Raw genomic sequence first — 12,704 nt, 5'->3', positions numbered from 1 at the left:
GCCGCCCGGGACGCGGCCCTTCCCGGGTTCACGACTGTCCACGGCCGTCCACGGCGACAGGAGAGAAGATGGCGTTCCCCAGCGGCAATTGGCGTCACACCAGCCGTCAGCGGCTCATCGCGGGCCTGACGTTCGAGCAGATGTTCACCTTCCAGACCCTGGCGCGTGCCGGGTCCTTCCGGGCCGCGGCCGCCGAGCTGACCCTCACCCAGCCGGCCGTGTCCCAGCGCATTCGCTACCTCGAACGCCTGCTGGGCTGCACGCTGCTCGAACGCCGACAAGGAGCCAGGTCCGAACTGACGGCCGCAGGGCGGGAGTTGCTGGCGTTCTCCGAGGAGGTGCTGTCGTACACCGACCGCTTCCACCACCGGCTGGAGCAGATGAAGGACCTCCCGGAGGACTCGTCCCTCACCGTCGTCAGCGACTCCGACCACATCAGGCACCTGCTCGTCGAGGCCGTCATGGCCATGAAGAAGACGGCGCCCTCCGTCCGCGTGGTCATCCGGCACGAGCCGTCGCGGCAGGCGTGCACACAGGCGCTGTCCGACGGACGCGCGGACCTCGGCATCTGCCGCTACCCGGCACCTAGCGAGTTCCCGGCCCTGGGCACGATCGAGGAGCGGATGTACCTCTATGCCCGGCCCGAGGACCGCATCCACACACTGCCGGAGGCCGATCGCGTCGACTACCTCGCGCAGGTGGACTTCGCCACGTTCGCGGACGGGATGCGCAGCCGCGAACTGGTCGAGCGCTGGGCGGAGAAGGTGGGCGCGACTCTGCACGTGGTGCTCGAATCCCGCGGCCTGGAGGCGATGCGCACCTATGTCACCCACGGGCTGGCCCTTGCCGTTCTGCCCGAGTTCTGTGTACGGGAGGACCTCGGCGCCGGGCTCCTGCGGGCCGTGGCGGCCCCGGGGCTGCCCCTCCTGCGGGGCGCGGTCATTCTGAGCCCGCCCGACCGTGAGGTCACCCGGGCGGCCCGGGTGTTCCTCAGCATGCTGCCGGCCAAGGTCGATTCCTCGCCGCACCCCTCCCCCCGTACGGCGATGCCGACTCCCGCCTGACCGCCCGGGCCCCTCCGGGGCAGCGGCCGGGCACCCAGGTCGACGGGTCAGCGGCCGAGCATTTCGGTCTGCACACCGGCAGAGAGCCCGTCGTCCAGGGCCGTCTCCGCGTCGTCGCCCGCGCGCGCTGCTTCGTCGTGGCCGGGGAACCAGGTGAGGTTCTCCGGCGTCAGCAGCAGGGCCTGCTCCGCTCCGATCCGCGGGGGTGGGGAGGTCGGTCCGGTGACGGCCAGGACCCGCAGCCGGTGCCGGCCCGCCTCGTAGGTGCGCTCGAAGTGGTCGCCGAGGAACTCGCTGGAGACCAGCCTGGCCCGGAACTCGTTCCCGTCGAGAGCCGCCGGAAGCGGACCCGTCTCCCTGGAGACCCACACCCACTCCGGACGGAAGACCACGGAGATCGCGTCGCCCACGGCAGGGCAGTCGTCCATCGTCCCGCGGGCGATGTCGACCACCATGTCCGGCCCGAGCGTCGGCACCCGCACCGTGAACATACGGCTCCCCACGCCGGCGACGACGCCCGGTACGACGTTGGCCTCCCCGACGAACGTCGCCACGAACGCGTTCGCGGGCCGGTGGTACAACTCCCAGGGAGCCCCGGCCTGCTGGATGACACCGTGGTTCATGACGACGACGCGGTCGGACATGGAGAGCGCCTCGGACTGGTCGTGCGTCACGTAGAGCACCGTGATCCCGGTCCTGCGCTGGATCTGCCGTATCTCGTCCCGCATCCGGGCGCGCAGCTGCGCGTCGAGGTTGCTCAGCGGCTCGTCCATGAGGACCAGGCTCGGCTCGGTCGCCAACGCCCGGGCCAGTGCGACGCGTTGCTGCTGTCCACCGCTCAGATCGGTCGCGTTGCGGCCCGTGAACTCCGCGAGGCCGACCAGCTCCAGCATCCGCAGGGCCTTCTCACGCGCCTGGGCCCGGGGCGTCTTCTTCGCCTTGAGTCCGTACATGACATTCTCCAGGGTCGTCATGTGCGGCCACACGGCGTAGGACTGGAAGACCATGTTGATGTCCCGCTTTTGCGGCGGGATGTTGGTGCCCGGGGAGTACAGCCGTCGGCCGCCCAGGGAGATGTCCCCGGACCTCGGTGTGTGCAGGCCCGCGACGCAGCGCAGCGTGGTCGTCTTCCCGCAGCCGCTGGGGCCCAGGAGGGTCACGAACTCCGACCGGCCGATCCGCAGGCTCACATCCGAGACCGCCATCGTGCCGCCGTAGTCGGCGAAGAGTCCCTCCACCACCAGGCCGTCGTCCGACGACGGATTCCCGTGCGGCTCGTCCATCGATCTGCTCACCTCGTTCGTGTGTCTGTGCTGTCTCTACGGCGTTGTCCGTGCGGGTCAGGCCCGCTGGTGCAGCTTCCCGGGCCGGAGCAGGGCGCGCATGAGGACGATCCACGCGATCATCAGCGCGGTCTCCAGAAGCCCGACGACCGCGGCGGCGGGCAGCGAGGCCTGCTGGGCGTAGTTGAAGGACAGGATGGACAGCAGCATGGTGTCCGGCGTGTAGAGCAGGATCGCGGTATTGATCTCACGGACCGTGAACAGGAAGACCATGATGACGCCGGCCGCTATCGACGGCCGCATCAGCGGCAGCAGGATCGTGGACAGCACGCGGGCCTGGCCCGCCCCGCACATCCTCGACGCCTCCTCCAGGGACTTGTCGATCTGGGCGAACCCATTGCCGATCACGCGGGTCGCGTGCGGCAGGTACGACGCCACGTAGGCCAGCACCATGATCGAGAGCGAGCCGTACAACGGCGTGCCGAGGTACAGGGCGAACACGCCGGTGGCGAAGACGATTCCTGGCACGGCCAGGGGCGACATCGCGACGGCGTTCAGCAGCCCGGAGCCCTTGTGCCGGACTCGTTCGGTGACGTACGAGGTCAGGATGCCCACGGCCACCGCGCCGACAGCCGTTGCCACCGACACCATCACTGTGTTGGCCAGCGCGTTCTCCAACTCGGGTGTGCCCAGTACATCGCGCACGGTCTGCGTGGTCAGGTTGATCTCGTCGAGGTTGGTCGAGGTGCTGAAGGCACGCAGGCACAGTGCGGCGTACGGCAGGACTGTGGTGACGAGAGCGTAGAGAAACAGCAGGAGGATCACCGCGTATTTGGTGCGGCCCAACGAAATCCGCTTCCTGTTCTGCGACTTGCCCGTGACCGTGACGAATTTCGAGGACTGCCGCAGGCTCCGCTGGTACAGCCACAGGCCGATCACACTGAGCAGCACCAGCATGGTGCCCAGGGCCGCGGCGAGTGCGTAGTCGCTGGGGTAGCCGTTGGTGGCGCGGTACACCGTCACGGCCAGGGGGTGGAAGGACATCTTGGCACCCAGCAGGGCCGGTACCGAGAACATGCCGGTGGCGCTGATGGTGACGAACATGACCGAGGAGAGCGTGGCGTGCCGGATGGCCGGCAGGGAGATACGCAGCGCCGTCTGCACGGTCCCCCGCCCGTTCATGTGCGAAGCCTCCTCCAGGCTCGCGTCCATGTTCTGCAGGCTCCCGGACACCAGCAGATAGCCGTACGGCACGTAGTGCAGCGCCAGGATGACGATCAGCCACTGGAACGTCATCACGTCGATCGACACCCAGCCAGGCAGACCGAGATCGCGCGCGATCTGGTTCAGCAGGCCGGTACGCGGTGCGCCGAGTTCCAGGAACGCCAGAGCGCCGATGAACGGCGACAGGAACAGCGGCGCGATCACCACGAGTTCGAAGGTCCGCCTCATAGGCACGTCGGTGCGGGCCAGAACCCAGGCCAGGGCGCCGCCCAGGCCCGTGGAGAGGATCCCGCAGGCCACCGACATGGCCATGGTCTCGGCCAGAATCCGCCAGATCCGAGCAGATCCATACGAGTCGGCGAGCGCGTGGAGTGTGAAGGTGGACAGGGGATTGCGGGGGTCGTCCGAGAAGGCGCGGACGAACACCATGGCCGTGGGAAGGAACACCAGTACGGCCAGGAGGAGGACGACGAGGAGCAGAAGGACCCGGGGCCCCCACCGCGCCCTGACCGCCGTTGTGATCTCGTGCGACCGTTGGGCGGTCTCTTCCCGAGCCAGGGTGGCCATGTGTCACTGCCTCCGATCGTGACGCGGTCAGTCCTCGAGCCGCACTCGGCCCACGGTCCCGTCGATCTCCACTGGTGTGTCGTACTCGGCGGACAGCTGCTGGTACCGCTCCAGTACGCGGGCGCCGTTGACCTGGTCCGCGATCAGCGGCCGGCCCTCCGTCAAGGGGTGCTCGGCCGACTTGCCGGTACCGCGGGTGATCTTCGCCTCCTTGGAGACCTCTCGGCCGAGTTCGACGGGATGGAGCATGACATCGGTGAGCCGGCCGTCGGTGAAGCGCACGTCGATGACGGCCGAACTCCACCACGTGGTGGAGGGTGTGTCGAGCCCCGGGTGCAGCGGGTGGACGTCGGGGGTGAGCGTGGGCAGGGCGTCCACGTCGTGTCCCCACGTCTCGTAGCTGTCGTACGGAACGCGCTCCAGGAACTCTGACTGGGCGAAGAAGTTGCCCAGCCCGTAGAAGATGGGCCTGCCTCGGTAGATCTCGATGCCGAGCGTCTTGTGCCAGCCGTGACCGACGAAGACGTCCGCACCGGCCTCGATCGCACGGTGGGCGAACTCCCGGACGAACCGTGGCGGACGGTCGCCGCGCGGCCCCTCGGAGATGTTGAAGTGATGCGCGACCATGACCAGGTCGGCCATCGCCGCCGCCGACCGTATCGACCGCAGGTTCCCCTCCAGATCTCCGCCGTGGCATTCGGTGAGGATCTCGAATGTGTCGCCCTGGCGGAAGACCATCTCTCCGGCGGCCGACTGGCCTCCCGGCAGGTTGTACTGGAATTCGTTCGCGTCGAGTTTCCGGCCCGTCGTGCCCGGCTTGCAGTCCTTGCTGGTCCGCAGGATGTTCAACCGGTCCGCGGCGGACCGCAGGTGTTGTGCGGAGTCTCGGGGCACCACGTAAGTGGTCGTGACCCGCAGCGGGTTGATGCCCGGGCGGCCTGTCATGGTCTCCTTGGGTCGGCCCGCCCACTCGTGCGGCCGGTTGCCGGAGGTGGTCGAGATCAGCGCCATCCGGCCCCGAGGGGTCTCCACGAAAGCGGGGGCCCGCGCGGCGTCCAGGTCGCGGCCTGTTCCGGCACCGGCCAGCCCAGCGCCCCGGAGAGCCTCCAGGGTCGACAACAGGGCCCCTGCCCCGAAGTCCAGGCTGTGGTTGTTCGCCGTCGACATCACGTCCACGCCGAGCCCGCGCAGTTCCCGCGCGATACCGGGATCGGCCAGCATGTAACTGCCGTACCAGTCACCGCGGGCCGGATACACCTCTGAGAACTTCCCGAAGTTCATCTCCAGATGCGCGTATCCGACGTCCGCGGCGGCGAACAGCTCCCGAATACCCTCGAATTCATGCTCACGGTGAATCGAGAACGGCCTGGTCACCATGCACTCGCCTGCAATCGCGACCGACCAGTCGCCGGTATGGGCCATATGACCTGCACTTCCCTTCGAAATGCCGGACGCAGCCACACCGGGCGGCGCGGCGACTACCTCTGCCATCACGTTCCGCCAGGCTAGGGCAGCGCCGATCCCCCGGAGAAGTCCACAGTTGCTACTCCACCCATCAGCGATGGTTATCGGTTGCCTTTCTGGCCGGCCGTCAGCAGCGAAAGAAAAGCTCGGCATTTCGAAGTCAGGAGCGCGTCCGCTTCCACGGGGCTGGGAGGAAAGCCACGCGGCAGGAGCGCATACTCGGCATCTCCCGAACGCCCGACTCATCCCCGTCGACGCGAGTGACCGCGGCTCCCGCGGCGGCAAGCGATAGGGTGGCAGCCCGGCCGATGCCGCAGGCGGCGCCCGTGACGAGAGCCGTGCGGCAGGACACACCTCTCCAGTCTGATCCGCCACAGGGCGCAACCAGCAGAGCGGTCCCGAGCACCCCGGCGCACCCATGACGGTCCATCCATGTGACCTTCGCTGCCGCAAGGTCGATACTTCCCACAGATGCGCTCCCGGCGACCCGCGTCCGGCTACGCCATAGACCTGACGACCCGCCATCAAGGCCAGCATCAACACCGCCGTAACCCGCTTCCGACCGCCACGAACCACCAAGATCGAAAACTGAGAGAGCACCCTCTGAACAGGCAGAACACAGGCCAGAGGCCCAGCTGCTAAGAGGTACCCATAGGGATGCTGATCAACGTCTCCTAGCCTGCTGCCGCCGCAGATCAGAGCCCGACTAAGGGTGGGCTTGGTTGGGGAGTCTTCCCTGTCTGCTTTCGGCGAGCTGGTGGTCAGTCGACTCGGACGGCATCCACGCGCCTTACGCCGTCTGCCGACGTCCCTGCTCGGGTCGCCGGCCCAAGTCCTGGCAAGTTTGGGCAAGTTCCTGGCTCGGCAGCTCAGTCGCGGGCAAACTCTGGCACAGAGATCCTTACCGGCATCCGAGGAGGACATCATGGCCCTGCGCAGGCTCGGCAAGGACCCGGAGAGTCCGAGTGGCGGCTCGCCCACCATCTACCTCGACGAGGAGAAGGACAGCTATCTCGTGCAGGGGTGGAAGGTGGAGGACGCCGAGCGTCTCGGGCAGATGGACATCCCCGGCCACGAGTCGGTGGTGGAGATCCCCCGGCGCATGGTGCAGTTCTTCCTGGAGGTGAAGAAGGATGACGAGGACCCCGACGTTTGAGGAGCTGTTCCGCGACTGCCAGAGGACGGCTGTCCATCTGGAGATGCGCGACGCCTACATGAAGTCGGACCCGGCCTTCATCGACTGGAAGGCCGGTGTGGTCCTCGACCCCGCCGAGCGCTGGGCCGACTGGCACGCCATCGTCACGGAGGCGACATCGCGAGGCGTCGAGGTCCGACGCGCCCGCGTCGTCTCGACACCGGTCAGCGAGTACATCCGCTTCGAGTACGACGTGACGGACGGGCTGAACATCTCGGCCGGCGAAAGCGTGCGGTGGCTCTCGCGGCGCTCCGCGACCGACATCGCGCTTCCGGGCAACGACTTCTGGCTGTTCGACTCCCACCTCGTCCTCGTCAACCATTTCGACGGCGAGGGCGAGAACATGGAGGTCGAGCTCACGGAAGACCCTGAGGTGGCGAAGCTCTGCGAGTCGGCCTTCGAGGCCGTGTGGCAGCGCGCGACACCCCACGCGGCGTTCGAGCTTGTCTGACAGCCCGAACAGCACGGCCGCACCGAGATGACATCGCCCTCTTCGAGTGTCCAGGAAGCCCGCAAGGCGCTCGGACAACGTCTGGCCGAAATCCGAAAGACCGCCGGACTTACCAAGCGAGCTTTGGCCCAAAGCCTGGGCTGGCACGAGTCGAAGGCTTCGCGCTTCGAGAGCGGCACGCGCGCTCCCTCGGAGCGCGACCTTCGCGCTTGGTGTTCCGCGTGCGGTTCGGAGGAGCAAGCAGAGGACCTCATCTCGACGGCTCGCGGAATTGAGGGCATGTATGTCGAGTGGCGCAAGATGGAGCGCCACGGGCTCAAGTGGGCGCAGGAGTCCGTGGTTCCTCTATGGGAGCGCACCGAGCGCTTCCGTATTTACTCGCCCTGGCTCATCCCCGGCCCCGTTCAGACGGCCTCGTACATCACCGCGCTTCTGACCTCCATTCGTAACCGCCGAGGGCTCATCGACGATGTTCCGGCGGCCGTCAAGGTGCGCGTGGAGAAGCAGCAGGTCGTCTATGGGAACCACAAGTTCGCGATCCTGCTGGAGGAGAGCGTGCTGCGGTACCGCATCGGCGGAATCGACGTGATGGCTGGCCAACTCGGCTACCTGCTCAGCGTCATGGCGCTGCCGTCGGTGAGCATCGGCATCATCCCCCAGGACGCCGACCGCTCGGGTTTGTGGCCGGTCGAGGGATTCTTCTTGTACGACGACGAGTTGGTGAATGTCGAACTGGTCTCGGCTCATCTCACCGTCGTCCAGAAGCCCGAACTTGCCATGTATGCCAAAACATTCGGCGAGCTGACAGAACTAGCCGTCTACGGCGCCGCAGCGCGTGAAATCATCACCGCTGCCATCGAATCTCTAGGGTGAATGCCCGGCAAGTTCCGGCACACTCATGGAGCCCCATCCACTTCCCTTCCTAGCGTTGTGGGCACGGCAGAAAGCGTGCTCCGGAGGGGCCAGTGATGACTGTGGCAAGTACGGGCAAGACGTTCGAGACGGCCGAGGACATCGAGGGTGACGACACCCTCATCGACGTAGAAGCGATCTCCTCGCAGACGAATACCGTCCTCGGCCTGCGGATGGGCACCACGACCCGCGCGGCGATGGACCAGCAGCTGCCGGCGATCGCCCGTCACCTGAATCGCCTGCTCCGCGAGGACCTGGGCGCCGACGACGACAGCGAGGTGCGCAAACTCCTCCGCGAGGGAACCAAGTTGGTCGACCTCACCAACCGGCCGACCCCCGAGACGCCCACCTTCGGGACCTACCTCTACCTCCGCAGTGCCGCCCTCCTGACGCGGCGCCTGCTGTGGATCTACTCCGAGCGGAACGGGCTGGATGCCCCGTGAGCGTGAGGGACGACCAGATCGTGCGGGAACTCTCCCACTACATCTACGAGCACCCCGACGACAGGATGGCGCTGATGCCGGTCTACGACGCGGCCCGCGACCACTCACAGCGCCGAGCCTGCACCCACGACCAGCGCTGTCCCCTCGTGACAACGGGCGCGGTCGTCGTCGACGAGCACAATCGCGTCCTGTGCCTGCGGCACGACAGAGGCTATGCCCTAGCGGAGGCGGAGCCGGAGGAGGTGGACGACTCCCTCAGTGAGGCGGCCCTGCGCCTGCTGGCCGAGGAAATCGGCATCCGCGACGTATGGACGCAGCCCGGCGCCGAGGGACCCTTCCTGGTCGACGTGACCAGACCAGGACAGCACCAGTACGGGCCCCGCCTCCGGGTCGGCATCCGCTACCTCTTCCGGGCCCACTCCGGCGCCGTGTTCCCGTCAATGATCGAGACCGGTGCAGCGGCCTGGGTGCCCCTCCCCAACATTGGCATCCCGTCAGTCCGCAGCCGCGTGGAGCACCACCTGATCGGAACCCTATGAGTCCCCGCAACCAGCAACTCGCCTACGTGGTAAGCCTCGTCGCACTCGGCGGCTCTCTCCTGCTCGGCATCTGGAGGGGCTGATGTACGAGCACAGGACCAAGGAGCCGCCTCCCCTGCCCCCGCCGCCCGCCGGAACGGTGGGAAACACCCGACCGCCGAGCGATGTCCGCATCGGTGACTTCGTCTACCTCGACGGCGAGTACCGGCGAGTCCGGGACATGAGATCCGCCGGCACCGCAGCCCACCGCGTACTGATCTTCGCCGGACGGGAGCCCTGGGTCATGCGAGAAGCCCGGACCACATACCGGCCCATCGACTTCCGCTGACCCCCGGCCCTGCTTGGGCGCCGCACCCTCACTCTCACCTCACCACGCGAGGAGCTTCGCCATGCGCTTCCGCAAGATCCACGGCGCGGGAAACGACTTCATCCTGCTCTCCGACCTCAGACCGGACGATGACAAGGAGTGGCAAAAGGAGGCAGAACGCCTGTGCGCCCGGCGTACCGGCGTGGGTGCGGACGGCCTGGTCATCAGCAGACTGGTCAGCCACAGCCCAGCCATCCTCGACGTCACCTGCTTCAACGCGGACGGCTCGACCGCGACCATGTGCGGCAACGCCCTGCGGTGCTCCGCCTGGGCCGCGCACCGTGATCACGGCTTTCGCGAGCTGAGTCTCCACATGGCCGGCGTGGAGCACGAGGCGGTCGTGTCCGACGACTCCGTATGGGTCACAGCCGAGGTCGGCGCAGTCCACCCTCGGCGTCTACAGGCCGTCATCAACGGCAGACCGACCTGGTTCGACAGCGCCCACACCGGCACAGAACACGTCGTCGCCATCGTGGACGACGTGGACGCCCTCGACGCGGTGACGGTCGGGCGCCTCGTGCGCCACCACGCCGACGTCGCCCCGCTCGGGACGAACGTCAACTTCGTTCAGTCCGCCGGCCATCAGGCACTGAAGATCCGCACCTACGAGCGCGGAGTCGAGGCCGAAACCCTCTCGTGCGGAAGCGGGGCGGTGGCAGCCGTCGTCGTCGCCACCATGCGCGGGCTGGTGACCGCCCGCGCCGTCACCGTCCACAACCTCGCCGGCCAACCGCTCACCATCCGGCCGCACGACGCCCGGCCGACCCGAACGCACTGGGTCGGCGGCCCAGTCACCGACACCTTCGAAGGGGTACTCGCATGACGCTCTTCCTCACACCCAGCTCGGATCTCTCGCTGCAGAAGGCCACCGAGGAACTTCGCAAGTGGGGGCAGAGCCGCCAGGGCCTCCGGGTCGCCCTCATCTACGGGCCCGTGTCCGCCGAGGACAGGCTCTACCACTCGAAATGCCCGGCCGAGCAGCGATCTGTCACCGCCCTGGGCACGGCGCTGGAAGAGATCGGAGTCCGGTGGAAGGTGCTGGACCCGTGCGAGCCCGACTTCATCATCGACCTGGTCGGGTACGACGTAGCCCTCTCCAATCTCCATGGCCCCTATGGCGAGGACGGCCGGTTGCAGGGGCTGCTCGACTACCTGCGCGTGTCCTACTGCGGCAGTGGAGTCGCGGCATCCGCAGTGGCCGCCGACAAGATCCTCTGCAAGCGGGTGATGCTGACCCTCGGCGTCCCCACGCCCGGCTGGCACGTCTGGTCCGGCGGCCCGGTGACCTGGAACGGGCACCCCGCTATGGTCAAACCGCCCTTCGGCGGATCCAGCGTGGGCATGAGCCTCGTACACGATCCGGCGGACCTGCCCGGCGCTCTCGCGGAGGCGGCCGGCGACGAGCGCGCGGAGGTGCTCGTCGAGGAGTACGTGGCGGGGACACCAATGACGGTGGGGCTCCTGGAACTGCCTGGCGGCTCGGTCGTCGTCTTCCCGCCGCTTGCCACCGAGGCCACCGACGCCGACTTCTACGACGCCGACACAAAGCTCGACGTGGACTCCAGGGGCGCCGTCACCGTGCGCGCCGCGGAGTTGGAGCCCGAGGTGTTGGATAAGGTCACCGGGCACGCCCAGACGCTGTGGGACGGACTCGGGCTGCACGGTTCAGCACGCATCGACTTCATCCTCACCAAAAACGGCGACCCGATCGTGCTGGAGGTCAACAGCACACCGGGAATGTCCCGAGACAGCAACTTCGCGGTGGGCGCCGCGATGGTCGGACTCACGCACACGGACGTCGTGTTGGCGATGCTCCACGAGGCCCTGGCCCGCCCGCCATACGATGTCCCCCTGCCCACTCCCGCGTTCGCCAGCACCACACGGGCTCGGGAGGCTGCCGTCTCACCGTAGGAGCCCGCCGCTGTGCCGCGCGTCCACGATGTCCCCCTGTGCCGTCAGCTCATCGCCCCCGCCGAATGGGATCGGCACGGCGGATGGGCACTCGGGGACAGGATCGAATGGTCCAACCGGGCGTGTGGCCTGGCCTCGCTGAGAATGATCCTGCTCGCCTACGGGCGCGAAGCACCCACGATCACGGAGCTCCTGAAACTCGCGGTGAAGCATGAGGTACTGACCCCGCGTGGAGCCGTTCACGCGGGGATCGCGAGCCTGGCGACCGACCTCGGAGTCCCCTCGACGGCCGAGCCCGTACCGGTCGAAGACCTGACGAGGCGGCTCGATGACGCCCCGCTCATCGTGTCCGTGACCGAGCAGTTCCCCGACGACGGCCGCGTCGGCGGCCACCTCGTCATCCTTCGCGGTTACGAGGACGGCCCCGACCCGACGATCCACTTCCGAGACCCGTCGGCCTGGGGCCAGACACACCATCACATCCGCCTCAGCCGACTGTCCCCCTCCTACACCGGCCGCGCGATCACCTTCGCGCCCCTCATTCACAACGGAGAGTCTTGATGACCGAGACAAACGGCGACACGACCGAGGCCGCAGCCGGCCGAAGGATCGCCGTACTCGGAGAGATGCTGGAACTGGGCGACGCTGCCGTCGAAGCCCACCGCGAGGTCGGGCGCATGGCAGCCGAGAACGGCGTCGATCTCGTCGTGGCCGTCGGCGGAGACCTCGCCAAGCAACTCGCCCTCGCGGCAGGTGCGGCAGGTGTGCCGGACATCGCAATGGTCGCCGACAACGCCACCGCCGCCGCCTACCTCGACTCCATCCTCCGCCCCGACGACGTCGTACTCGTCAAGGCGTCCCGCGGCGGCCAGCTCTGGCAGATCGCCCAAGCCCTCACAGGGCAACCTGTTACAGGGTTGTGAGTTCCAAATCGTCCAGGACGCGGTCGCCACTGTGTCCCCCGGCGTCACCGAACTCCAAGCCTCCCACCCCTTCCTGAGCGATGGGTCAATTCCCCTGGAGTCCGGCTACGAACTCTTCATCTCCGCGAAGCGCCTACACATGGCCTTCGCCGCCACGGCCCCGACACCGCCGTGCCCCAGCACCCGGGCCTCCACGGCCATCAACAACAGTCGCTGCCGCTCATCCAGATGCGGGGGCAACACCGCGAACTTCACGGCGAGTTGGTCACCGAGTCTCATCCGCGATGCGCCTACGACACCAACGAGCCTCAGGACGGGAGGCAACACCTTGATTCCCTGCAAGCCCTTAGAACTCCTAACA

The 12,704-nt window shown here is 67.5% G+C and carries 15 protein-coding genes; 11 read left to right on the top strand and 4 right to left on the bottom strand.

The features are described 5' to 3' along the window. Positions 1–68 precede the first annotated feature (68 nt). A complete protein-coding gene (locus tag AOQ37_RS07670) occupies positions 69–1,064 on the top strand; it encodes a LysR family transcriptional regulator (protein WP_062642565.1) in 996 nt (331 codons plus the stop codon). A gap of 47 nt (positions 1,065–1,111) precedes the next feature. On the opposite strand, the gene AOQ37_RS07665 is transcribed toward AOQ37_RS07670, so the two are convergent. Genes AOQ37_RS07665 through AOQ37_RS07655 form a run of 3 tightly spaced genes read right to left on the bottom strand, consistent with a single transcriptional unit; the run spans position 1,112 to position 5,560 of the window. Beyond that, entirely contained in the window at positions 1,112–2,347 is a 1,236-nt protein-coding gene (locus tag AOQ37_RS07665; RefSeq protein ID WP_062642563.1) for an ABC transporter ATP-binding protein, read from the bottom strand. 57 nt (positions 2,348–2,404) lie between these two features. Continuing rightward, on the bottom strand, positions 2,405–4,138 hold the full coding sequence (locus tag AOQ37_RS07660) for an ABC transporter permease (protein WP_062642561.1): 1,734 nt from the start codon (positions 4,136–4,138) through the stop codon (positions 2,405–2,407). Between the two features lie 27 nt (positions 4,139–4,165). After that, positions 4,166–5,560: a CapA family protein gene (locus AOQ37_RS07655; RefSeq protein WP_062642558.1), complete on the bottom strand. Its 1,395-nt coding sequence runs from the start codon at positions 5,558–5,560 to the stop codon at positions 4,166–4,168. Between the two features lie 967 nt (positions 5,561–6,527). Here AOQ37_RS07655 and AOQ37_RS07650 point away from each other — a divergent pair. The 10 genes from AOQ37_RS07650 (at position 6,528) to AOQ37_RS07605 (ending at position 12,343) form a co-directional block, all read left to right on the top strand. Next, a complete protein-coding gene (locus AOQ37_RS07650; protein ID WP_062642556.1) occupies positions 6,528–6,758 on the top strand; it encodes a hypothetical protein in 231 nt (76 codons plus the stop codon). After that, a complete protein-coding gene (locus AOQ37_RS07645) occupies positions 6,736–7,248 on the top strand; it encodes a DUF6879 family protein (RefSeq protein WP_199824955.1) in 513 nt (170 codons plus the stop codon). The genes AOQ37_RS07650 and AOQ37_RS07645 overlap by 23 nt, the downstream gene beginning before the upstream one ends. 27 nt (positions 7,249–7,275) lie before the next feature. Next, positions 7,276–8,121 (top strand): helix-turn-helix domain-containing protein, encoded by an 846-nt coding sequence (locus tag AOQ37_RS07640; protein WP_062642552.1) that lies wholly within the window; start codon positions 7,276–7,278, stop codon positions 8,119–8,121. A gap of 95 nt (positions 8,122–8,216) precedes the next feature. After that, a complete protein-coding gene (locus tag AOQ37_RS07635; RefSeq protein ID WP_234436836.1) occupies positions 8,217–8,603 on the top strand; it encodes a hypothetical protein in 387 nt (128 codons plus the stop codon). After that, positions 8,600–9,142 (top strand): NUDIX hydrolase, encoded by a 543-nt coding sequence (locus tag AOQ37_RS07630; RefSeq protein WP_062642548.1) that lies wholly within the window; start codon positions 8,600–8,602, stop codon positions 9,140–9,142. The genes AOQ37_RS07635 and AOQ37_RS07630 overlap by 4 nt, the downstream gene beginning before the upstream one ends. Before the next feature lie 82 nt (positions 9,143–9,224). Then, positions 9,225–9,470 (top strand): hypothetical protein, encoded by a 246-nt coding sequence (locus tag AOQ37_RS07625; RefSeq protein ID WP_062642546.1) that lies wholly within the window; start codon positions 9,225–9,227, stop codon positions 9,468–9,470. Positions 9,471–9,531: 61 nt separating this feature from the next. Then, positions 9,532–10,332 (top strand): diaminopimelate epimerase, encoded by an 801-nt coding sequence (gene dapF / locus AOQ37_RS07620; RefSeq protein ID WP_062642543.1) that lies wholly within the window; start codon positions 9,532–9,534, stop codon positions 10,330–10,332. Continuing rightward, entirely contained in the window at positions 10,329–11,420 is a 1,092-nt protein-coding gene (locus tag AOQ37_RS07615; RefSeq protein WP_062642542.1) for a D-alanine--D-alanine ligase family protein, read from the top strand. The genes dapF and AOQ37_RS07615 overlap by 4 nt, the downstream gene beginning before the upstream one ends. A gap of 12 nt (positions 11,421–11,432) precedes the next feature. Continuing rightward, the gene (locus tag AOQ37_RS07610; protein ID WP_234436835.1) at positions 11,433–11,981 is read left to right on the top strand and encodes a cysteine peptidase family C39 domain-containing protein; all 549 of its coding nucleotides are present in this window, start codon (positions 11,433–11,435) and stop codon (positions 11,979–11,981) included. Further along, positions 11,981–12,343, top strand: a complete 363-nt coding sequence (locus tag AOQ37_RS07605; protein ID WP_107085136.1) for a glutamate ligase domain-containing protein — start codon at positions 11,981–11,983, stop codon at positions 12,341–12,343. Before AOQ37_RS07610 ends, AOQ37_RS07605 begins: the two co-directional genes overlap by 1 nt. Positions 12,344–12,448: 105 nt before the next feature. Here AOQ37_RS07605 and AOQ37_RS42110 read toward each other — a convergent pair. Beyond that, the coding region (locus tag AOQ37_RS42110; RefSeq protein WP_445407019.1) for a hypothetical protein at positions 12,449–12,704 on the bottom strand (256 nt) is incomplete at its 5' end.

This window comes from Streptomyces maremycinicus, from assembly GCF_001184025.1.
Lineage (GTDB): Bacteria > Actinomycetota > Actinomycetes > Streptomycetales > Streptomycetaceae > Streptomyces > Streptomyces maremycinicus.
The sequence above is the reverse complement of the archived record's forward strand: the minus strand, read 5'-3'. Positions and strand labels throughout refer to the sequence as shown.

Excerpts from the sequence above, each read along its gene's own strand:
- AOQ37_RS07670 (WP_062642565.1), top strand. The coding sequence starts at position 69 with ATGGCGTTCCCCAGCGGCAATTGGCGTCACACCAGCCGTCAGCGGCTC.
- AOQ37_RS07665 (WP_062642563.1), bottom strand. The coding sequence starts at position 2,347 with ATGGACGAGCCGCACGGGAATCCGTCGTCGGACGACGGCCTGGTGGTG.
- AOQ37_RS07660 (WP_062642561.1), bottom strand. The coding sequence starts at position 4,138 with ATGGCCACCCTGGCTCGGGAAGAGACCGCCCAACGGTCGCACGAGATC.
- AOQ37_RS07655 (WP_062642558.1), bottom strand. The coding sequence starts at position 5,560 with ATGGCCCATACCGGCGACTGGTCGGTCGCGATTGCAGGCGAGTGCATG.
- AOQ37_RS07650 (WP_062642556.1), top strand. The coding sequence starts at position 6,528 with ATGGCCCTGCGCAGGCTCGGCAAGGACCCGGAGAGTCCGAGTGGCGGC.
- AOQ37_RS07645 (WP_199824955.1), top strand. The coding sequence starts at position 6,736 with ATGACGAGGACCCCGACGTTTGAGGAGCTGTTCCGCGACTGCCAGAGG.
- AOQ37_RS07640 (WP_062642552.1), top strand. The coding sequence starts at position 7,276 with ATGACATCGCCCTCTTCGAGTGTCCAGGAAGCCCGCAAGGCGCTCGGA.
- AOQ37_RS07635 (WP_234436836.1), top strand. The coding sequence starts at position 8,217 with ATGACTGTGGCAAGTACGGGCAAGACGTTCGAGACGGCCGAGGACATC.
- AOQ37_RS07625 (WP_062642546.1), top strand. The coding sequence starts at position 9,225 with ATGTACGAGCACAGGACCAAGGAGCCGCCTCCCCTGCCCCCGCCGCCC.
- dapF (WP_062642543.1), top strand. The coding sequence starts at position 9,532 with ATGCGCTTCCGCAAGATCCACGGCGCGGGAAACGACTTCATCCTGCTC.
- AOQ37_RS07615 (WP_062642542.1), top strand. The coding sequence starts at position 10,329 with ATGACGCTCTTCCTCACACCCAGCTCGGATCTCTCGCTGCAGAAGGCC.
- AOQ37_RS07605 (WP_107085136.1), top strand. The coding sequence starts at position 11,981 with ATGACCGAGACAAACGGCGACACGACCGAGGCCGCAGCCGGCCGAAGG.